Here is a 20,490-nt window from a genome sequence, read left to right as displayed (position 1 = left end):
CATTGTATCAGGGCCTATAGATCAAAAAAATTGATACAATGCATAGAATACTCTGAATGTACTTAGCTCCATTTTTAATGTAAGCTAACATTAAATAAACACCATGATATTACTGTATATGTTGGTGGCAAAAAATAGATTATCAATGGTCTTGCTTCAGTGCAGCTTTTACTTTTTCAGCAAATTGATTACTTTTGCACACCAGAAGATTGTCAAAGCAATGCTTGCTGTTTTAGGTGCCGATGTAAAGATTGTGGATAATCCTTAGACCAGGATAGCCGCGAAAGGTATCATAGGTTATTAAAAAATACGCAAGGAGGAATTTTAGTAATGAACAATGCCTATTTCCAAGTCAAACCGCCGGTCAATGAGCCTATAAAAGGTTATATGCCGGGATCGCCTGAAACAGTTGCTTTAAAGGCAGAGCTTGAAAGACAATTAGCAAATCCGGTTGAAGTACCGCTTATTATTGCTGGCAAAGAAGTTCGTACAGCAAACAAAGCAAACATGATTTGCCCCCATGATCATAAAAAAGTACTTGGCCAATATTATATAGCTGGCGAAAAAGAGCTGCTTATGGCAATCACTGCAGCAGAGGCAGCAAGAGAAGAATGGGAGAATATGCCCTGGGAGCATCGAGCTACCATCTTCTTAAAAGCGGCAGATTTACTAACAGGAAAATATAGAGCGAAATTATCGGCTGCTTGTATGCTCGGCCAAAGCAAGAATCCTTACCAATCAGAAATTGATGTAATCTGTGAAATGGCAGATTTCCTGCGTTTTAATGCTCATTTCGTTCAGGAGATATACAAACAACAACCCCTCAGCACCGATGGGGTCTGGAACCGTGTAGAATATCGTGCACTTGACGGGTTTGTTGCAGCAATCACACCTTTCAATTTTACATCAATTGGAGGCAACCTTCCCACAGCTCCGGCTATGTGCGGTAACACGGTCTTATGGAAACCGTCATCAACAGCTGTACTTTCAAACTACTACTTCATGCAAATCCTTATAGAAGCTGGCTTACCTGCAGGTGTTATCAACTTTGTACCTTGCCGGGGTGTTGACTTCGGTAAGGTTGTAGTGCCGCATCCGAAGATGGCAGGCTTCCATTTCACAGGCTCTACAGGCGTATTTAACGATATTTGGAATCAGGTTGGTCAAAACATTAATAACTATGTTACCTACCCCCGACTTGTTGGTGAGACAGGTGGTAAAGACTTTATTTTTGCTCATGAAACAGCAGATGTTGAAGCGCTTACCTGTGCAATTGTTCTTGGTGCTTTCGAATATCAGGGACAAAAATGCTCTGCAGCATCCCGTGCGTACATCCCTGAGAGTCTATGGGGCAAGGTAAAAGTACGCCTTGAAGAGGAAATTGGCAACATTAAAATGGGTGATGTTCGTGATTTTACAAATCTCATGAACGCTGTTATTGATCAGAAATCATTCCAGAACATTAAAAATTATCTTGATTATGCCCGGGAATCTACAGAAGCTGAGATCATCATCGGTGGTGGCTGTGATGACAGTGTAGGATACTTTGTAGAGCCTACAGTAATCTTAGCAAAAACACCTACTTTTAAAACAATGGTAGAAGAAATCTTTGGACCGGTCATGACCATTTATATCTATCCGAATGACAAATTAGAAGAAACCTTAAAAGCATGCGATACAGCAACCAGCTATGCACTGACAGGTGCTGTATTTGCCCAGGACAGAGCAGCCATTATCAAGCTGGCAAAAGCATTGGATCATGCAGCAGGCAACTTCTATATCAACGACAAACCTACCGGCGCAGTTGTGGGACAACAGCCATTCGGCGGCAGCCGCGGCTCAGGAACAAATGATAAAGCCGGCAGTGCTATCAACCTGTATCGTTGGATGAATCAACGGGCAATTAAGGAGACACTGGTTCCTCGCACAGTAGTTAACTATCCTTACATGGTAGAGAAATAACCTTTAAATCTATAAATATAAAAAATGCAGCCAACCGCTTAAAAGGTTGGCTGCATTTTTTATATTTTGCAAATGTTACTCTTTGGGTTTTCGCCGGCAGACCATTTCACAAAAAGCATCCCCGTCCAGAACGTTTTTCAAATGCAACAAATTGCTGTCCGGATGAAAAGCAGTAAATTTAGCCTGATCTATCATACAATAGAGCCGGCCAATTTCTGCAAAGTCTTTTTCTTGCCAATACTCGGCAAAAGGGCAATAGGTAATCTGAAGATGGGTTGCATTTTCGCCATTCTTCACTTTCTCCACATCCCACCCGAGGGCCGGCAGGTCCGGAACTGAGCCGTAGTTTTCCGGTGTGTGCTCAAAGCCGGCCTGACTAACCCTTTCCCGCTGCTCGATACCACGTTCTGTGCCGTAGGACTGTATCGCTTTATTAATAATCTCTTTAGCCTTCTCAGTACCCATAGCAGCAATCATCTCCCGGCTCAGGTGATAATAAAGCCCGGCCATCATCCTTCCCATCTGCCTGGTCTGTTTTGCAGCTTCGGTTTTACCTATTGTTTCTTCAGTCAATCGACGACACCCTCCCGCATACTGGATTGCGCACCAATCCCCTGCGCCAGGGGATTTTTAAAAGGAATTTCTAATAATCCCCATTGAATTGTCCGAATTCCGGGGCATAAAATCTAACATTCGCTATTATTATTTACCACAACTTCCCAATGAATATTGTGCTTTTTGAGTTTATTATGCAAGGTCTGTCGAGGGATATTGAGTATTCTTGCTGCTTTTGCCCCATTGCCATTCGCTTGTTTTATGGCCATTTGGATTAATTTCTTCTCATATTCATTGAGATTGTCCACCAACGAAGCAATCACAATATCGCCGGCAGGCTCTTGCTGTTTCATTTCAGTTGCTTGTATCGAGCTAATTATATGGTGAGGTACATCAATAATATCAATAATATTGTTATCAGTAAAGTTCATGATGCTTTCAATGGTATATTTCAGTTCCCGAATGTTGCCAGGCCAATGATAGGACTGGAATATATCCAGTGCCGCAGCAGAGATTCGCTTCACTTTTTTGTTTACTTTGTCATTGTACATATCAATAAAGAACTGTGTGAGTGTTGCAATATCCTCTTTTCGTTCTTTCAAAGCAGGAATATTTAAAGGAATAACGTTCAACCGGTAATACAAATCTTTCCGCAGCAGTTTTTGCTCGACAATTTTCAGGGGGTGCTCATTGGTACTGGCGATAATTCTTACATCGACAACTATCGTATTGACCCCCCCTACCCTGCGGACAACACCATCTTGCAAAACACGCAACAGTTTCCCCTGAAGCTCCATATCCATGGAATTAACTTCATCTAAAAATAAAGTTCCGCCGTCAGCTAGTTCAAAAAGCCCCGGTTTATCACGCGCACCTGTAAAACTGCCTGCTGTTGTGCCAAACAGGATGCTATCCAAGAGGGTATTGGGCAGCGCTGCACAGTTTTGCGCGATAAAAGGCTGGTTTCTTCGCAGCTTACTCGCATCATGAATGGCCTGAACCAGCAGCTCTTTCCCTGTTCCGGTTTCTCCATAGACCAGTACCGGCGAACTACTATCAGCTATTTTTCGAGCCCGCGCTTTCAATTCTTTTATAGTCGTACTTTCCCCAATAATATCATCAAAAGTATATATGACGCCATTACCCTTATAGGATTTTTCATTGCTCTTTTTCTTAAATAATTCAGATTGAAGGCTTAATACTTTCTCTGATAATTCTTTCACCTGGGTTAAATCCCGGTATATTTCAAGGGCACCAACAATTTCCCCTTGTTTTATTAACGGTATCGTCGTCGTCAGGGTAGACACTGCCACTCCCTGATAATTGATGTATGTCTGAACATAATCTACGATAGGCTGCTTATTCCTCAATACTTTATAGAAAGTACTGCTTTCAGGCGTTAGTTCAGGAAAAATGTCCAATATATTTTTTCCAATTGCCTTTTCTTGCGTAATACCTGCTATATTTGTTACCGGTTCATTATAAAAAGTGACATTTGCACTCTTATCTACCACTAAAATTCCTTCATCCAAATGCTCTAATATGGATTCTAAAAGGAATTTGTATTCCACAGTATTCATCCTCTCTATTCACTATAACAGCACGACACTCTAGTACCTTGTCAGCCCTAATCCAGTGAATACTGACGGTCTATTTTCCGCAACCCTTCGTTGTCGTCAGTCGGCATACGTCCGGTATGCCTCCCTCCTCCGCCTTGATTTGCGAAAAATAGCCTCGCCATTATTCTACCGTTTTAGAGCTGACAAGCTACTAGTAACTATTTACCATTGAAGCCACAAAGTCCTGTAAGTATCCAGTGAAGCGTAAGGATTTTACTGCCGGGTATGCATAAATTCTCTATAACACTATTCTAACCGCCTGAAACTTGTATTTATTCCTATTAGACCTAGGAGATGCATTCATGTTATGCGCACCGGCGATAACCAAGTAAAAATGAGCATCAATAGCTTATGATTATCTTCGCAATTGATGCTCACATTCAATTGTGTGAGTTTAGCCTTCCTGTATTATATTGTTCTCAATAAGTACGGAAAATTACTAGGCAACTCTTAGATCTTAAAATTCCCTACAGCATTTTGTAATTCCTCTGCCATTTTTGCCAGCGCCTGACTTGAGGCTGATATCTCTTCCATTGCGGCAGACTGTTCCTGGGTCGCGGCAGAAACGGTCTGCGTTTGCTCTGTTGTTTCCTTTGATATGGTTTCCAGTTGTTTGACATACTCTGCAATCTGCCTGCTGCCTGCTGCCATTTGATGCATAAAGGCAGTTATCTCCTGCACCTGTTTTGAAACCTCTTCTACCAACTGCGATATATCACCAAAAGCCTGTTGGGCATTATTTACCACATCGGTACCAAGTTTTACCTCCCTGGTGCCTTCCGCCATCGCCACAACTGCCCGCTCAGTGTCAATTTGAATCTCTCCGATCAAACCGGCAATTTGTTTAGCTGCCGTCTGGGATTGCTCGGCTAATTTTCGCACTTCTTCGGCGACAACAGCAAAACCGCGCCCTTGTTCCCCGGCCCGGGCGGCTTCGATAGCAGCATTCAAAGCCAGCAGATTGGTTTGACCGGCGATTCCGGAAATGGTATCGACAATTTGCCCTATTTCTTTAGAACGTTCGCCTAACTTTGCCACCACCTGGGTAGAATTTGATACAGTCTTATCAATCTTGTCCATCTGCGTAATGGACATCTCAATTGTCTTTGTTCCATCAGCAGCCGAGCCGGCCGCCTTACTGGAGGTTGCCGCCACAATATCGGTATTTTGGGTTACCTGACGGATGTCGGTTACAATCTGCTCGATGACGCTGGCGGTATGATTGACAATATCAAACTGTTTCTCCGAGCCTGCCGCCACATCACTGATAACGCCGGCAACCTGAGTGACGGCACGGGCCGTCTGCTCGGCACTGTCGGTCAGATCTCCGGACGAGACCGCAACCTGATCGGTCGTCTGGTGAATACGCCTGACAAGATTGCTTAAATTATCAGTCATATTATTAAATGAGGTTACCAGCTGGCCAATTTCATCGTTAGACTTAACCACTAATGAATTAATGGCTAAATTCCCCTGAGCAATCGTGCCGGCATAGTTTACTAATTCGTGTAACGGCCGGGTTAGCTGTCTGGCGGTAATCCAAACTACGGCACTAACAAATATCATCACGATAACAATAGAAACCCCCAGTGAGCGCACCAGCCGGGCTTCAGGCGCAAATAATTCAGCTTCATCAATCGTGGCGGCGACCGCCCAGCCAGTTGTTGGCACAGGGTGATAAAAGGCAATCTTCTTAACGCCATCAACCGCGTAGCGATAAATGCCCGGTTGCCCCTCCATCATCCGCTTTCCCAGCTCCTGAACTGAAGGATCCTCGGTTTCTGTTATCTTCTTTTGCATAATCCGGTCCTTTTCGGGATGCTGGATATATGTCCCGTCTTTGGCGATAATCATGCCATAGCCGGAATTGCCGAATTTAAGATTCTCAGCCATCTGCTGCACATATTGCAGGGACACACCGGCCCCGATCAACCCCTGCGGAACATTCTGGTCATCTTTGATCGGTGCTACGATAAATATCGTTGGCAGCCCGGTAGTCTTGGATATAAGCGGCGCCGTTATCTGAGTAGGACCACCGCTCATAATGGACTGGAAGTAGTCCCGCGTTTTAATATTGCTTTTGAAAAACGAGTATTCGCTCCCGTTTTTCTGAACAGTATGATACTCACCCTCCCGGTTAGCTGCATAAATATCCTGAAATACATCAGGATACTTCTCCCGCAGGAACTTGTGGCGGCTGATATTCAGAGCATCCGTACCGGCAAAATCAATATTAATAGCCTTGGCTACCGGCGTCGAAGCAATGGCCTCAGGTTCAAGCATGTGTGACTTAAGCCAGGTATCGATAATGGTTGCTGTTTCCCCGGTTGTTGCCAGCATACTTTTACTCAGTTCATCTTCAATCAGGCTATTGATTCCCAGGTAGGCAAAGGCACCTACTGCCAACAATGCAAGGATCACTGCAGGCATAATACAGCACATGAGTTTGGTCCGGTAAGACATATTTACTGTCATTTTGCTTCCCCCTTATCAGATATCTTGACTGATTCACTGCTCCCATATGGTATAAGACAACACTAAAACAGCATGCAAAGCAGACCTACGAGCCTTACTCTTTTCGGCTTGTAGGTCTTTGCTGTTATGTATTGTATTTGATTATACCTGCGGTCAACTTTCCACTTGGCCTTATTGAGCAGTAAAGCGCGCATTGCGTTTTTCAACAAAAGCCGTCATACCTTCTTTTTGATCTTTGGTAGCGAAACATAGTCCAAAGACCTCTGCTTCATAGGCAATTCCTGACTCGATATCCATATCCATTCCCTCGTTGACCGCGGCTTTACTTAATTTTACGGCAATCTCGGCCCGGGACATTATTTTCCCGGCTAACGCCCTGGCACTTGTCATGAGTTCACTACTTGCTGTCACTTTATTAACAAGGCCGATACGGTAGGCCTCATTAGCCTCAATAATATCACCGGTGAATATCAGTTCTTTGGCGCGTCCTTTACCAACCAGACGGGGTAAACGCTGCGTGCCGGCAAAACCGGGCAATATACCTAAGGTCACCTCCGGCTGGCCGAACCTGGCTTTGTCTGAGGCAATACGCAGGTCGCAGGCCATAGCTAACTCACAGCCACCGCCCAGCGCAAAACCGTTGACAGCAGCAATCACCGGCTGGGGAAGATTCTCAATCTTATTAAAAACCCGTTGGCCAAATTTGCCCCATTTACGCCCTTCCATAGCTGACAAGGGCAGCATTTCCGTGATGTCGGCGCCGGCAACAAATGCTTTTTCACCAGCCCCGGTAATAATAACTGTTTTGACTGTATCATCCCCCGCAATCCGGTCCAACAGGCTATCCAATTCTTGCAACATTGCATAATTAAGGGCATTTAACGCTTGCGGGCGGTTTAATGTGATAACCCCGATACCGGCGTCATTTTCAAACAGAAGGTTAGCATATTGCTCCATGGTATCTCTCCTTACTGTTTTTATTTACTTGTAATCGTAGAAACCTTTACCTGATTTACGTCCCAGATAACCGGCCTGAACCATTTTCTTTAACAATGGGCAGGGACGGTATTTCGGATCACCATACCCGTTATGAAGTACTTCCAGGATATACAGCACTGTATCATTCCCAATGAGATCAGATAAAGCCAATGGCCCCAGCGGATGGTTAAAACCAAGTTTAGCCACCTGATCAATATCCTCGGCACTGGCCACACCTTCCATCAGCGTAAATACGGCTTCATTAATCATCAGCATCATAATACGGTTGCCTACAAAGCCGGGAGAATCTGCCACTTTGACAGGCGCTTTTCCTAGTTTCTCAGCCAGCGCTGTTACCGCAGCCAGGGTATCTTCCCCGGTAGCCAGGCCATTAATAATCTCTACCAGCTTCATAACCGGCGCCGGATTAAAAAAATGCATGCCGATTACTTTGTCCGGACGCTTGGTGAATGCCCCAATAGAGGTGATTGGTAAAGACGAGGTGTTTGTTGCGAGGATGGTGTGTGCCGGGCATTGTTGATCCAGTGTCTGAAAAATGCTGCACTTAATATCGGCATTTTCAACAGCTGCTTCCACGACCAGATCTACATTGCAGGCGTCGGCATCCAAATCAACAGTACCTGAGATGCGGGACAAAATGCTGTCTTTATCCCCAGCAGCCAGTTTGCCTTTCTCTACGGCCCTGCTCAAATTCCGTTCAATCCCGGCTATGCCTTTCTGCACATATTCTGCTTTAATGTCCCGCAGGATGACAGTTAAACCGCCCTGGGCCATAACCTGGGCAATCCCACTGCCCATTTGTCCCGCGCCAATAATTAGTACCCTGTTAAACTCCATGATCATTCCCCCGCCCAAGCAAGCCTGCTTAACAGGCCTGCTTAATTTTTTTGAATTCTTCAATAAGCGCCGGCAGTACTTCCAGGACATCACCGACAATCCCATAATCTGCAGCCTTGAATATCGGGGCATCGGCGTCTTTGTTAATAGCAATCACGATGTCGGAAGAGGACATTCCGGCCATGTGCTGGATGGCCCCCGAAATGCCACAGGCGAAATAAATTTTGGGACCAACTGTTTTGCCTGTCTGGCCTACCTGATGGGGCTGCGGCTTCCAGCCGGCATCGACTACAGCCCGTGACGCGCCTACGGCGCCGCCCAGAACATTGGCAAGCTCTTCGATCAGGGTAAAGTTCTCCGGCTTACCCATGCCACGTCCGCCGGAAACGATGATTTCAGCCTCTTCCAGATTGCAGGCTACCGTACAGACCCGGACAACCTCAATGAGCCTTGTGCGGATATCCTGTACTTTTACTTTGTTTGCCACCTGTACGAGTTGCCCGCTGCGGGAAAAATCCTGCTCCGGCCGTTTGAATACTTTAGGACGGACGGTTCCCATCTGCGGCCGGTGATCAGGACAGAGGATCGTTGCCATAATATTGCCGCCAAACGCAGGACGGGTCCAAGCAACAAGCCCGGTTTGGGCATCAATCCCCAGATTGGTGCAATCGGCAGTTAACCCTGTACCTACGCGGCAAGCGACTCTGGGTCCCAGGTCCCGTCCGTCATTGGTTGCACCGATAAGAACAACAGCCGGTTTATAGGTTTGAATCAAATCGGTAAATACGGTGGTATAGCCATCTGTCGAATAGTTCTTTAATTCCGGGCCTTCCACTACATAGACAATGTCCGCCCCGCTGGCAAATACCTCCTGAGCCAGCGGCTGCACGCTGTCGCCGATAAGGACACCGGCCAGCTTCTGCCCCATAGCATCAGCCAGTTTGCGCCCTTCACCCAAAAGTTCATGAGCCACATTTTTGGCCTGACCTTCTACCTGTTCAATAAATACCCAGACATTTTTATAATCAGTTACATCGATTTGCACTGTCTTTGCTTCCAGTTCCCGGGTGATGGCACTCACCGGGCATATCTCCACACAGGCGCCGCAGGCCGTACAGGCCTCGGTAATAGAGGCCTTGTCAGCCTGCATAACCAAGGCGCCGAAAGGACATGAAGCAACACAGGCCCCACAGCCGATACATTCCTCAACATTAACTTTTACTGCCATGTTTTTCCCCTTTCGTTACACAAGCTTGGCTTCTACTAGTTTATTAGCAAGCATACCCGCTGCTTCCCGGGCGGTATCGGCCTGAATGATCTCCCCCTGAACGCGCTGCGTGGGAGTAAAGATCCGCCTGACCTGCGTCGGTGAGCCTTTGAGCCCCAGGTGTTGTGGCTCAACATCCAGATCGGCTGCCGTCCAGACCGGAATCTGCTTGCGATTGGCTTTCATAGTACCCTTTACGGTGGGATAACGCGGCTCATTGATGGACTTAGTTACGGTAAGCAGTACCGGCAGGCTGGTTTCAACCACCTCATAGCCTTCTTCATGCTCCCGCTCCAGACGAACCGTCTGCCCGGCAAGCTCAATCCGGGAAACGCAGGTAACCTGCGCCCAGTCCAGATGTTCGGCCATCTCGGGGCCAACCTGGGCAGTATCCCCGTCAATGGCCTGCTTGCCACAGAGTATCATATCTACTGTACCGATCTTTTTGATGGCCGCCGCCAGCGTATAGCTGGTAGCCAGGGTATCGGCACCGCCAAAAGCCCGGTCACTAATCAGCAGGGCTTCATCTGCGCCCATAGCGATACATTCCTTCAGAGCGTCCTGAGCCTGGGGCGGTCCCATCGAGATCACCGTAACCCGGCCCCCGTGTTTTTCTTTAAGCTGGATGGCCGCTTCCACGGCATTTTTGTCAAAAGGATTGACAATACTCGGTACACCCTGACGGATGAGGGTATTTGTTACCGGGTCAATTTTTACTTCGGCAGTGTCAGGCACCTGCTTGACACAAACAACGATTTCCATCAGTATTTTCCCCCTGTCATCTGGCAATTCGGCTTGGACACAGGCATTACCGCAGCACGCTGGCCGAGATAACCATACGCTGTACCTGGTTTGTTCCTTCATAAATCTGGGTAATCTTCGCATCGCGCATCAGCCGTTCCACCGGGTACTCACGGCTGTACCCATAGCCGCCAAAAATTTGCACAGCGTCGGTAGCAACCTCCATCGCCACATCGGAGGCATACATTTTAGCCATCGCCGCTTCCTTTGAATAAGGCAGGCCCTGATCTTTCAGATAGGCGGCACGGTATACCAGCAACCGGGCAGCATCCACTTTTGTCGCCATGTCGGCCAGCATAAAGGCAATGGCCTGGTTGGCAGCAATCGGTTTGCCAAACTGCACCCGTTCTTTGGAATATTTAACCGCATGCTCAAGAGCCGACTGAGCAATACCCAGTGCCTGTGCCGCTACGCCGATCCGGCCGCCGTCAAGGGTGCTCATGGCAATTTTAAAGCCATCACCCTCTTTACCCAGTACATTTTCCCTGGGTACCTTTACATCCTGGAAGATCAGTTCGTTGGTTATTGAGGAGTGTATGCCTAATTTATGTTCCTTCTTCCCAAAGGTAAAACCAGGCATGCCTTTTTCGAGAATAAAGGCTGTAATCCCCTTAACCCCTTTGCTTCTGTCGGTTATGGCAAACACAACATAGATTTCGGCCTCGCCGGCATTCGTGATAAAAATCTTGCTGCCATTAAGCACATAGCAGTCATCCTTAAAAACTGCCACCGTTTGCTGGGCAGCGGCATCAGTCCCGGCATTAGGCTCTGTCAGGCCAAAAGCACCCAGTTTTTCCCCTTCCGCCAGGGGAGCAAGGTATTTTCGCTTCTGTTCCTCTGTTCCGTAGGCGTAAATAGGCCAGGCACATAAAGACACCGTTGCCGACAGGGTAATCCCCACCCCGGCATCGGCCCGTGACAATTCCTCCACCGCCAAAATATAGCTCAGAACATCGGCGCCGGCGCCACCATAGGCTTCTGGAAAACAGATACCGCTAAAGCCCATTTCGCCCATAGCATCGGCAATCTTCCGCGAAAATTCCTCTTTCTCATCCCGTTCTCCGGCCCCTGGCGCAACCTCTTTTTCAGCAAAATCACGCACCAGTTTTTGCATCATTAACTGGTCATCTGTAAGCTGGAATTGCATAATATCTCGCCTCCTCATCTTATTAATCGTGAATTTTATCACGTAACATACTAAACACGCTCAACAATGATGGCTATTCCCTGCCCACCGCCGATACACAAGGTAGCCAGGCCAAGCCGGGCCGCTTTTTGTTCCATGGCATAGAGCAGCGTAACCAGTATCCGGGCGCCGCTGGCCCCGATGGGGTGCCCCAGGGCAATTGCGCCACCATGAACATTTACCCTATCCTTCATAAAGGCCAGCTCCTTGCCAACAGCCAGAAACTGCGAGGCAAACGCCTCATTGGCTTCGATCAGGTCGATATCCTGAAGCGCCAAACCGGCCTTGGCTAACGCCTTGCGGGTGGCCGGCACAGGCCCCATCCCCATAATCCGGGGGTCAACCCCGCCGGAACCGTAGGCCCGAATGCGAGCCAGCGGTTTAATGCCCAGCTCACGCGCTTTATCCCCTGACATCACAACAAGGGCCGCCGCCCCGTCATTGATACCGGAAGCATTGCCGGCTGTGACAGTGCCGTCTTTCTTGAAAGCCGGTTTTAACGCACTCAGCTTTGCCAGTGTACTGCCGGCCTTGGGATATTCGTCTGTGGCAAAAATACTGTCGCCCTTCTTACTCTTGAGGGTAACAGGAATAATCTCCTGCGTAAAAGCACCTGTTTCAATAGCCCTGATGGCCTTTTGCTGTGATTCAAGCGCAAGTTGGTCCTGGGCTTCCCGGGTAATGCCATACTGCGCAGCCACATTCTCGGCAGTAATCCCCATATGATAGTCGTTAAAGGCGCACCATAGTCCATCCTTCACCATGCTATCGGTAATTTTGGCATCGCCCATGCGGTAACCCCAGCGGGCTTTACTATCAAGCACATACGCAGCATTTGTCATACTCTCCATCCCGCCGGCGACCACAATCTCCGCATCACCGGTAAGGATGGCCTGGGCTGCCAAATTGACGGCCTTGATGCCTGAGCCACATACTTTATTGATTGTATAGGCCGGAACCTCCACAGGTATCCCGGCATGAACAGCTGCCTGCCGGGCTGGATTCTGCCCCAGCCCGCCTTGCAGGACATTGCCCATAATGACCTCATCGATCATATCCTGCTGGATACCGGCCCGTTTAACGGCCTCCTGAATGACAATACGCCCCAGATCTACGGCAGAATAGGAGGCCAATGAGCCGTTAAAGGCACCAATTGGTGTTCTGACAGCACTGGCAATAACAACTTCTTTCATTTCAACACCCCTAATTATAGATAGCAATGGCTTTTGCCCCTTCTAATTCCAACCATTTTACAAATAAAAGTTTTTTCAGTTTTACCCTTACCTGAGAGAAACCGGCCTTGGCCGCAAGCGCTGCCGGATAATACACACTGATTGAACCGGCTTCACTGCGGCAATATTGGTTTCTCACTGCTGCCGCCGGTTCACCAACCACTACTGCCGGTACGTAACTACCTGTTACGCTTTTTCCCGAGCAGGCTCAGCCGCCGATGGCCGGCTCCAGCTTCCATTCTATAACAATGGCTGACGCGCGTTTGCTGATGTATTCTGCCGCCTCGCGGTCAATCGTGATTGTGATCATGATGCAACCCCGGCTCCGGGTTGTAATACCCGGATGACTGCTGCAGCATCATCAAGCAGGATGGTTTGCAGGGCGTCGGCTTCTGCAAGGCTCAACGCCTCACTGCCAGTCATGACCTGGTCAAAGATTGCCTGCGCCAGGCCGGCAGCTAAGGCATCGATGCCACCTTGACGATAGGCCGGCAGCAACAGGTCATCAAATAATTGCATATCAGCCGGCTGGTATTCAAATACTGAACACCAGGCCTGCAGCAATTCCGGTTCCTGCAGGCCTGAATGTGTTAAAAGCCCTTCTTTATGGGAGCTTATCAACACAAGTACTGCCGACATATAAGCCCGTAAGGCAGCCGTCATCTGCTGCCTGTTTAGCTTTTTTTTCACTGTACGGTTGGGAAAAACAAGCTGCCGCTTGTTATCCACACCGGTTACAGCAGCCATAAATTCATCGGCGCAGATGGCCGCCACAAAAAATATTTTTTTTTGCACCTGATTGCCGGCAACCTTGACAGCCTTAGCACAAAATCGCTGGGTATGCCGGCCTATGTTACGGTGATAAGGGCCTTTGGCTGCTGCAAAGATATCTTTAATAAAAGTAATAATAGGCACAGCACACCTCCATAACGATTGGATACCGTAAATTAAATAAGTCCTTTGGCCTGGGCATCTAACATGAGGCTGCTGCGGAAGTCGGGATGACTGATCCCAATCAGGGCCTTGGCCCGTTCCCGGAGTGTCTTGCCGCGCAGCTCAGCCACACCGAACTCGGTGACAACATAATGCACGTCATTGCGTGAAGTCGTTACTGCAGCCCCCCGGTCAAGTTCACAGGCAATCCGTGAGATCTTCCCGCCGGCGGCAGTCGATGGTAAGGCAATAATGGACCTGCCATTAAGCGAACAACTGGCTCCCCGGATAAAATCAACCTGGCCGCCCACACCACTAAACTGTCTTGAACCAATCATCTCGGCATTAACCTGCCCCATTAAATCCACCTGTAAGGCTGAGTTAATTGAAATCATGTTATCATGCTGACCGACAATATAAGGATCATTGATATAGTCTACAGAATGAAGCTCTACCGCCGGGTTATTATTGACAAAGTCATATAGCTTCTTGGTTCCCATCAGAAAAGTTGCCATAAACTTACCGGTATTAATGGTTTTTTTCCGGTTGGTGATGACCCCGGCTTCGGCTAAAACCACTACCCCGTCTGAGAACATCTCAGAATGAATCCCAAGGTCTTTTTTATCTGTCAGGAATAACAGGACCGCATCCGGAATAGCGCCAATCCCCAGCTGCAAGGTCGCGCCATCAGGGATAAGCCGGGCCACATTCTCCCCGATCGCCTTTTCCACATCCCCGATTTTCGGGGGTTTTAGCTCAATCAGCGGCTCATCCTGCTCCACGATCAGATTAATGGCATCCAGATGAATTCTGGCCCCACCGGTGCGCGGCACATAACTGTTTACCTGTGCAATCACCAGACGGGCGCTCTCTGCCGCCGGTTTAGTGTAATCGGCCGATACCCCGTAACTGCAATACCCCTCTGCATCAGGCGGTGTTACCTGGATCAAAGCAACATCTACCGGTAAAATACCATCTGTGAAGAGCCTGGGAATCTCAGAAAAAAAACAGGGGGTAAAATCGGCGCGTTTTTCTTCCACTGCTTTTCTGGTGGTACCACCGACAAATAATGCATTATGCCGAAAACTCTTCTCCATGCCGGGCTGCGCATATTTAGCCGGCCCCATAGCAACCATATGGACAATTTCAACATTAGTTAGCTCAGGGGCCCGGGCGATCATCGCTTCGATCAGGGCGCAGGGCTCGCCACAGGCGTGCCCTGTGACTACTCTGTCCCCTGATTGAATATTTTGGACTGCCTGTCCGGCCGAAACAAGCTTACTCTGAACCATGTTTCTCCAGTTGTTCATAAAAATTCCTCACCTTCGTCACAATCTCAGTGACCAGTTCCCCTTCCGCTACCCTAGTTGCATCAATAGTCGCAGCAGCAACTACAGTAGCCGGAGCTTTGCCGCAAGTGTACTTTAACGCACAGCTGGCTGTACACCCGCTCAGATAGATTACATAATCAACAGCTACGGAGTTAATCTCAACCATATAACCTGCTGTCTCCAGGACAGCCCGTACCCCGGCTGCAATCTTCCCCCGGTCAATCCGGGGGTTGCAGCCACCACAGAAAACAATACCAATACGCCGGTGATTCATGCCTGAATTTTATCTTTGCGCAACAGCCGAAGCGCCTGATTAATCAAGTCATCGCTCACCTGCTGGACCGGTATAACCCCCTGCAACTCCGGGCAGACCTCTTTAAGTGCTGTTTCAACAACCTCAGAGATGGTTTGTTGAGCCCCGGGGCATGATGCACATGCCCCGGTAAGCTTTACCTTTACAAACCCATCAGGTGTCACTTCGATTACTTCAATATCGCCATTATGAGCAGCAAGCACTGGCCGAACCTTTGCCGCGATCGCCTGTTGCAGCTTATGCATTATTTTTGCGCAATGCCGGCAATTGATTTTGCCAGCTCTTTTTTCTGTTCAAGATTACCCTGGCGGGCAATCATAATCCGCTGAGCCTGCGGCGAACCGGCACCATGCATTGATTCGGTCCGGTAGCCGACAGCAGCCGTACCCAGTGTAATATTCTCGATCAGCCGCAGAATACGCATACGATTCTCGGTTGATACCGAAGCAACCCCCCGGAAATATTTTTCAACTACCTTACCAATTTCCGGACTGCGCAGGTCCTTCTCAGAAGGCATGGTTACCATCAGACCACCGGCGATATCCTCGGCTAACCGGGCAATCTCATAGGGGAACCGGGTAACATTTTGTTTGCACACATTAGCTAATAACAAATCGATGATGTAATTGCCTGAAGCAGTTTTGTGGCCTTCGGCCGAGCAGGCAATCCCACAGGCATATAACGTCTCATTAAGATGCATCATTTCAATAAGCTTATCTTTGACATGTGAGGCTTTATTGGCACCATTATAATCGGCAGCCAGGGCGGCAGCCCCGATAAGGACATCACCTACCCCAACCTTACAGCCGCCGTAGCTTTGGCGATGATAGCCAGCAAAACGCTCGACAAGGGCACCGCTGAATTCGGACTCGCCGCACATGAAGACATTCTCCCAGGGGATAAAGACATTATCAAAAACCATCAGGGCTTCATGCCCGCCAAACTGCTTATTACCTACATCAATATCGCCGCCTTCTAACTTGCGGGTATCACAGGACTGACGTCCGTAAATATAGAATATTCCCGGAGCGTCGGCCGGAGCGCAGAAGGAAACAGCATAATCAGCGTCTTCTTTGCCCATGGCAATTGTTGGCATAACCAGTATCCAGTGAGAATTAATGGCGCCGGTCTGATGCGCCTTGGCCCCGGAAACAACAATGCCGTCTTCTCTTTTTTCGACAACATGCACAAATAAGTCAGGGTCAACCTGCTTGCTTGGTGATAAGCTCCGGTCCCCTTTGGGATCAGTCATGGCACCATCCACAGTCCAGTCTTCTTCCTGCATTTGCAGCAGGAATTTATTGAAGCGGTCATGGTAATTTGTGCCTAATTTTTTATCCATTTCAAAAGTAACACTGTCAACAGCATTGATAGCATCCATACCGACGCAGCGCTGGAAACAGGCTGCCGTTTTCTGCCCTAGCAGCCGTTGCATTTTCACCTTTTTTACCAGATCTTCGCTGCTTTGATGCAGATGGCAAAAGCGGTTAATCTTCTTGCCGGTAAGATGTGAGGTAGCTGTCATAAGCTCCTCATACTGGGGATCCTGAGCCAATTCATAGGTCATTTTTACTGAATTCATGGATGGTCTGATAATCGGATTGTCAACCGGATTTTTCACAAGTTCACCCTGCAGGTAAACCTTAAAGTTAAGCTTCCGTAAACTTTCTTCATACTGCGCAGCTGTTTTTAAAGCCATTGTTAAACCCCTCCTAAAATATCTGTTTTTCTAAAATCTTAGTACCCTATTCCGGACCACTTCGGTTGTTAAACACCGGGTCTTTGGTTGTATCATAGGTAGACCAGTCACGAATAAAGTCCTTACCATAAATCAACAGGCAGAGTACAACCCCTACGCCAAAAGCGTAAGCGGCACCGCGGGAAATCAATACTGATCCGACAATACCGGCAACACCCAGATCATTGAATGTACGGGCTTTCAGAACCCCAACCCGGATAGCCACATACCCTTGAACCAACATGGTCAATGACAGGGAAATCGGCAAAATCGGCTTAACCAGGGTAACAATCGGCATCAGGAAATAACTTGTAAATGTCCCCAGCCGGAACGAGGCTACCCCGCCAAACAAACTATCCATAGCCTCACGGCCATGTTTGTACCGCTCACAGGTTACTACTTGCATTGCCGCCCACAGCGGACCACACATCGACAGGTCCGGACCCAGCATGGACATGCTGATATTGCGGATACCACAGATAATGTTATTGCGGTTAGCATCGTAATGTACATTTTCATCCCCATGACGAAACTCCCTGGCTTCGTCAATCAGGGCTTCAGCCTGAATCAGCTCACCAAACAAGACAACATAGGTGGCTGCCACCAGCGGAAATGCATCTAAGAACAGGCTGAGCGGAGGCCAGCCGATATTGGCGGCAAAAGGTGTCCACTCAGTAAAAAGCGTGTAAAACTGCGGTACAGTAATGCCCCAGGTGATGGTCGGCCAGGGCAGCTCGCCCAGCAGCGGTGCGATAATGATGGCCAGCACCAGCGACGGCATCAACCCTAAATCGGAAAGATATTTGAAAAATATATGTTTGTTCCGCAGTGTCTTAAAATGATTGGAAAACAGGATATAGAAAGCAAACCCGATTGCGATTGTAATTGTCCAGGGATATGAATCAAACCGGCCGCCTTTTTCAAAAACCAGCCTGACAGCCGCTACACCCGCACCGATCAGAATGCCTGACTTGAGCGCATCTGGCACAATATCGACAAATTTCTTGGCTAACCCGGTTGCCCCCAATAACAAGGCGAAAATACCTAATTCCATTTCGAAGGCGATCAGTGCATGCATCCTGCTAACGCCCTCCGGGAAGGTCTTGAGCCATAGCAATAAAAGGGGGACGGCCGGTGTAATCCACCCCGGGATAACCGGATCACCGAGATGGGCATGCCACAGATAGAAAAATCCATTTAGAATAACAACAGTAATAGCGACCTCAAATGGCATGCCCAGGTACTCTTGCAATACCGGAATAATACCCAGGCATACGGCGCACATGAGCAGACCCTGGATAAAATCAGGCACCTCAAACCGGTAATGAATGAATGGCAGTCTTAATTGAAACGGGCCGAGCGGAATATAAGGCTGAACCTCACCAAATTTTCGTTTGTATGTTGGACCTAACCAGCTCATAGCTTACCTCCTTAAAAAATTTACAGAGAAAAATCAGCATATTTGATGTGTTAGCACCTCTTGTGATCCTTATTCGTCTCCCCCTTTATAATGGATTGAGCTTTTATACCAGCACTCACTTATATTGCATAAATCATGCCATAAGTCCGAAAAGCAGCATTATTCCTATTTTTCCTATATATGTGACTGTTGCGACACTTTCAAAGAGTATTGCAAAATTGCAACAAAAAAGCCTGTTAATGTCTTTGATTCCTTTAACAGGCTGTTTTGTGCATCAGTGCATCTATTGCATTTTTGCAACATTATTTTATTTCCAGGCCATATCTGACTACCTTGCGAAATACCGTTGTTCTGTCAATCCCCAGTATTTCGGCCACCTTTTGCCAGGACCGGCATTCTTGATAACATTCTTTAAGAAGGTATGTTTCGGTTTGCTCAACAGCCTCTTTAAGTTTTGTTCCCTTTTTCGGTAGAAAGTTCTTGCTCCAGATGGTTTCCGGAACAAGATTGACGGTAAGCTCTTCGCCAGGGGCTGTCACCACCATCCGCTCAATCACATTTTCCAGTTCACGTACATTTCCCGGCCAGGAGTATTCCACCAGCTTGTCGATTACCTCAGGTAAAATTCGCTTGTTATAGCTAAAATGCTTATTGAACTTGTCAATAAAGTGCATGGTAAGCAGAGGGATATCCTCTTTCCTTTCCCGCAACGGCGGCAGATTAATGGGCACTACCATCAGCCGGTAATACAAATCCTCCCGAAAAGTCCCGTTCTGAACCATCTTGGCAATATCCCGGTGGGTTGCAGCAATAATGCGCGTGTTGATAGTAATTGCCCGGGTACCACCGACTCGCATAATCTCTTTCTCCTGAATCGCCCGCAATAATTTTACCTGCAATAAGAGCGGTAAGTCACCCACCTCATCAAGAAACAAAGTACCGTTATGAGCCAGTTCAAACAAGCCGGGCTTACCCTCCTTTTTAGCACTGGTAAAAGCCCCGCCCTCGTAACCAAACAATTCTGACTCCAATAACTGCTCCGGAATGGCTGCACAATTTATTTTAATAAACGGTCTTGCAGTGGTTTTGCCGTGTCTATGAATTAGTTTGGCAATTAATTCTTTGCCTGTGCCAGACTCCCCGGTAATCAATACATTAGAGTCTACATCGGCAATTTTCGTTGACAGCTCAATCACCCTTGCCATTTTAGAGCTTCTGGTAATCATTTCGTGATTTTGAATGTGCATTGCGCGCAAATGCGATAATTCTGTTTTGTATTTCAGGGTTTGTTCTTTTGTTTTAATAAGTTGATTTTGTAATTTCACTAATTCCGTAATATCACGGACATTTGTCACAACCCGAAACAATTTGCCTTGCTCATCAAATAATGGTGTACCTGTAACTAATATCTTACGATCTTTTTTTACTGTTTGATTAATAGTAATTGTTTTACGTCTTTCAATGACATGCAGGGTGACCGACTCATCAAAATAACCTTCTGCCACCAAATACTTCATGTTTTTACCCATAATCTCGCTGGCTTTTATCCCTGTAATCCGCTCATAGGCATCATTCAGCCGCAAAACAATACCATTGCCATCGGTAATAAACATTCCGTCATAGGAAGATCCAATAATTGTCTCTAATTCTTTAAGCAGCTCTTTACTTGAATCTAATTCACTGGGTATTTTTTTAGAATCTTCGCTGCCTGGGGCCATTCACATTCCTCCCATCTTCTTAAATAAGTTACTCTTATTTTCAGTTTTCGATATTATCCGACATTTACCTGCATATTTTTTTATGAATCTTATTCTCCACGCAC

General features: G+C 47.5%; 18 protein-coding genes. 1 reads left to right on the top strand and 17 read right to left on the bottom strand.

What is annotated here, in order from left to right; genetic code table 11:
• The first annotated feature begins 330 nt into the window (after positions 1-330).
• A complete protein-coding gene (pruA, locus tag VN379_RS07080) occupies positions 331-1,962 on the top strand; it encodes an L-glutamate gamma-semialdehyde dehydrogenase (RefSeq protein ID WP_325532256.1) in 1,632 nt (543 codons plus the stop codon).
• Positions 1,963-2,037: 75 nt separating this feature from the next.
• Here pruA and VN379_RS07075 read toward each other — a convergent pair whose 3' ends face one another.
• The 17 genes from VN379_RS07075 to VN379_RS06995 form a co-directional block, all read right to left on the bottom strand.
• A complete protein-coding gene (locus VN379_RS07075; protein WP_325532254.1) occupies positions 2,038-2,535 on the bottom strand; it encodes an L-2-amino-thiazoline-4-carboxylic acid hydrolase in 498 nt (165 codons plus the stop codon).
• Positions 2,536-2,648: 113 nt separating this feature from the next.
• Complete coding sequence (locus VN379_RS07070; RefSeq protein WP_325532252.1) at positions 2,649-4,088, bottom strand: sigma-54 interaction domain-containing protein; 1,440 nt, start codon at positions 4,086-4,088, stop codon at positions 2,649-2,651.
• A gap of 498 nt (positions 4,089-4,586) precedes the next feature.
• On the bottom strand, positions 4,587-6,611 hold the full coding sequence (locus tag VN379_RS07065; RefSeq protein ID WP_325532250.1) for a methyl-accepting chemotaxis protein: 2,025 nt from the start codon (positions 6,609-6,611) through the stop codon (positions 4,587-4,589).
• Between the two features lie 171 nt (positions 6,612-6,782).
• Positions 6,783-7,568, bottom strand: a complete 786-nt coding sequence (locus VN379_RS07060) for a short-chain-enoyl-CoA hydratase (RefSeq protein WP_325532248.1) — start codon at positions 7,566-7,568, stop codon at positions 6,783-6,785.
• Between the two features lie 24 nt (positions 7,569-7,592).
• A complete protein-coding gene (locus tag VN379_RS07055) occupies positions 7,593-8,447 on the bottom strand; it encodes a 3-hydroxybutyryl-CoA dehydrogenase (RefSeq protein ID WP_325532246.1) in 855 nt (284 codons plus the stop codon).
• Positions 8,448-8,475: 28 nt separating this feature from the next.
• A complete protein-coding gene (locus tag VN379_RS07050; protein ID WP_325532244.1) occupies positions 8,476-9,675 on the bottom strand; it encodes an electron transfer flavoprotein subunit alpha in 1,200 nt (399 codons plus the stop codon).
• Positions 9,676-9,690: 15 nt separating this feature from the next.
• A complete protein-coding gene (locus VN379_RS07045) occupies positions 9,691-10,476 on the bottom strand; it encodes an electron transfer flavoprotein subunit beta/FixA family protein (protein ID WP_325532242.1) in 786 nt (261 codons plus the stop codon).
• Between the two features lie 46 nt (positions 10,477-10,522).
• Positions 10,523-11,662 (bottom strand): acyl-CoA dehydrogenase, encoded by a 1,140-nt coding sequence (locus tag VN379_RS07040; RefSeq protein WP_325532240.1) that lies wholly within the window; start codon positions 11,660-11,662, stop codon positions 10,523-10,525.
• A gap of 50 nt (positions 11,663-11,712) precedes the next feature.
• Complete coding sequence (locus VN379_RS07035) at positions 11,713-12,894, bottom strand: acetyl-CoA C-acetyltransferase (protein WP_325532238.1); 1,182 nt, start codon at positions 12,892-12,894, stop codon at positions 11,713-11,715.
• A 10-nt stretch (positions 12,895-12,904) separates the two neighbouring features.
• Positions 12,905-13,072: a hypothetical protein gene (locus tag VN379_RS07030; RefSeq protein WP_325532235.1), complete on the bottom strand. Its 168-nt coding sequence runs from the start codon at positions 13,070-13,072 to the stop codon at positions 12,905-12,907.
• A 167-nt stretch (positions 13,073-13,239) separates the two neighbouring features.
• Positions 13,240-13,848, bottom strand: coding sequence for a hypothetical protein (locus tag VN379_RS07025; protein WP_325532233.1), 609 nt, complete (start codon positions 13,846-13,848; stop codon positions 13,240-13,242).
• Between the two features lie 32 nt (positions 13,849-13,880).
• Positions 13,881-15,176 (bottom strand): acetyl-CoA hydrolase/transferase family protein, encoded by a 1,296-nt coding sequence (locus tag VN379_RS07020; protein WP_325532231.1) that lies wholly within the window; start codon positions 15,174-15,176, stop codon positions 13,881-13,883.
• The gene (locus VN379_RS07015; protein ID WP_325532229.1) at positions 15,145-15,471 is read right to left on the bottom strand and encodes a hypothetical protein; all 327 of its coding nucleotides are present in this window, start codon (positions 15,469-15,471) and stop codon (positions 15,145-15,147) included. The genes VN379_RS07020 and VN379_RS07015 overlap by 32 nt, the downstream gene beginning before the upstream one ends.
• Positions 15,468-15,755, bottom strand: a complete 288-nt coding sequence (locus VN379_RS07010; RefSeq protein WP_325532227.1) for a NifU family protein — start codon at positions 15,753-15,755, stop codon at positions 15,468-15,470. Before VN379_RS07010 ends, VN379_RS07015 begins: the two co-directional genes overlap by 4 nt.
• Positions 15,755-17,209, bottom strand: coding sequence for a 4-hydroxyphenylacetate 3-hydroxylase family protein (locus VN379_RS07005; RefSeq protein ID WP_325532225.1), 1,455 nt, complete (start codon positions 17,207-17,209; stop codon positions 15,755-15,757). Before VN379_RS07005 ends, VN379_RS07010 begins: the two co-directional genes overlap by 1 nt.
• 46 nt (positions 17,210-17,255) lie before the next feature.
• Positions 17,256-18,668, bottom strand: a complete 1,413-nt coding sequence (locus VN379_RS07000) for a hypothetical protein (RefSeq protein ID WP_325532223.1) — start codon at positions 18,666-18,668, stop codon at positions 17,256-17,258.
• A 302-nt stretch (positions 18,669-18,970) separates the two neighbouring features.
• Positions 18,971-20,386 carry a sigma-54 interaction domain-containing protein gene (locus tag VN379_RS06995; RefSeq protein ID WP_325532221.1) on the bottom strand — a complete coding sequence of 472 codons (1,416 nt, stop codon included), beginning with the start codon at positions 20,384-20,386 and terminating at the stop codon, positions 18,971-18,973.
• Positions 20,387-20,490 lie beyond the last annotated feature (104 nt).

This window comes from Sporomusa sp. (assembly GCF_035561255.1).
In the GTDB taxonomy this organism is placed as follows: Bacteria; Bacillota; Negativicutes; order Sporomusales; family Sporomusaceae; genus Sporomusa.
The sequence above is the reverse complement of the archived record's forward strand: the minus strand, read 5'-3'. Positions and strand labels throughout refer to the sequence as shown.

What these genes read in the sequence shown, in the direction of transcription:
- pruA (WP_325532256.1), top strand. Translation starts at nt 331, where the DNA reads ATGAACAATGCCTATTTCCAAGTCAAACCGCCGGTCAATGAGCCTATA.
- VN379_RS07065 (WP_325532250.1), bottom strand. Translation starts at nt 6,611, where the DNA reads ATGACAGTAAATATGTCTTACCGGACCAAACTCATGTGCTGTATTATG.
- VN379_RS07060 (WP_325532248.1), bottom strand. Translation starts at nt 7,568, where the DNA reads ATGGAGCAATATGCTAACCTTCTGTTTGAAAATGACGCCGGTATCGGG.
- VN379_RS07055 (WP_325532246.1), bottom strand. Translation starts at nt 8,447, where the DNA reads ATGGAGTTTAACAGGGTACTAATTATTGGCGCGGGACAAATGGGCAGT.
- VN379_RS07050 (WP_325532244.1), bottom strand. Translation starts at nt 9,675, where the DNA reads ATGGCAGTAAAAGTTAATGTTGAGGAATGTATCGGCTGTGGGGCCTGT.
- VN379_RS07045 (WP_325532242.1), bottom strand. Translation starts at nt 10,476, where the DNA reads ATGGAAATCGTTGTTTGTGTCAAGCAGGTGCCTGACACTGCCGAAGTA.
- VN379_RS07040 (WP_325532240.1), bottom strand. Translation starts at nt 11,662, where the DNA reads ATGCAATTCCAGCTTACAGATGACCAGTTAATGATGCAAAAACTGGTG.
- VN379_RS07035 (WP_325532238.1), bottom strand. Translation starts at nt 12,894, where the DNA reads ATGAAAGAAGTTGTTATTGCCAGTGCTGTCAGAACACCAATTGGTGCC.
- VN379_RS07020 (WP_325532231.1), bottom strand. Translation starts at nt 15,176, where the DNA reads ATGAACAACTGGAGAAACATGGTTCAGAGTAAGCTTGTTTCGGCCGGA.
- VN379_RS07015 (WP_325532229.1), bottom strand. Translation starts at nt 15,471, where the DNA reads ATGAATCACCGGCGTATTGGTATTGTTTTCTGTGGTGGCTGCAACCCC.
- VN379_RS07010 (WP_325532227.1), bottom strand. Translation starts at nt 15,755, where the DNA reads ATGCATAAGCTGCAACAGGCGATCGCGGCAAAGGTTCGGCCAGTGCTT.
- VN379_RS07005 (WP_325532225.1), bottom strand. Translation starts at nt 17,209, where the DNA reads ATGGCTTTAAAAACAGCTGCGCAGTATGAAGAAAGTTTACGGAAGCTT.
- VN379_RS07000 (WP_325532223.1), bottom strand. Translation starts at nt 18,668, where the DNA reads ATGAGCTGGTTAGGTCCAACATACAAACGAAAATTTGGTGAGGTTCAG.
- VN379_RS06995 (WP_325532221.1), bottom strand. Translation starts at nt 20,386, where the DNA reads ATGGCCCCAGGCAGCGAAGATTCTAAAAAAATACCCAGTGAATTAGAT.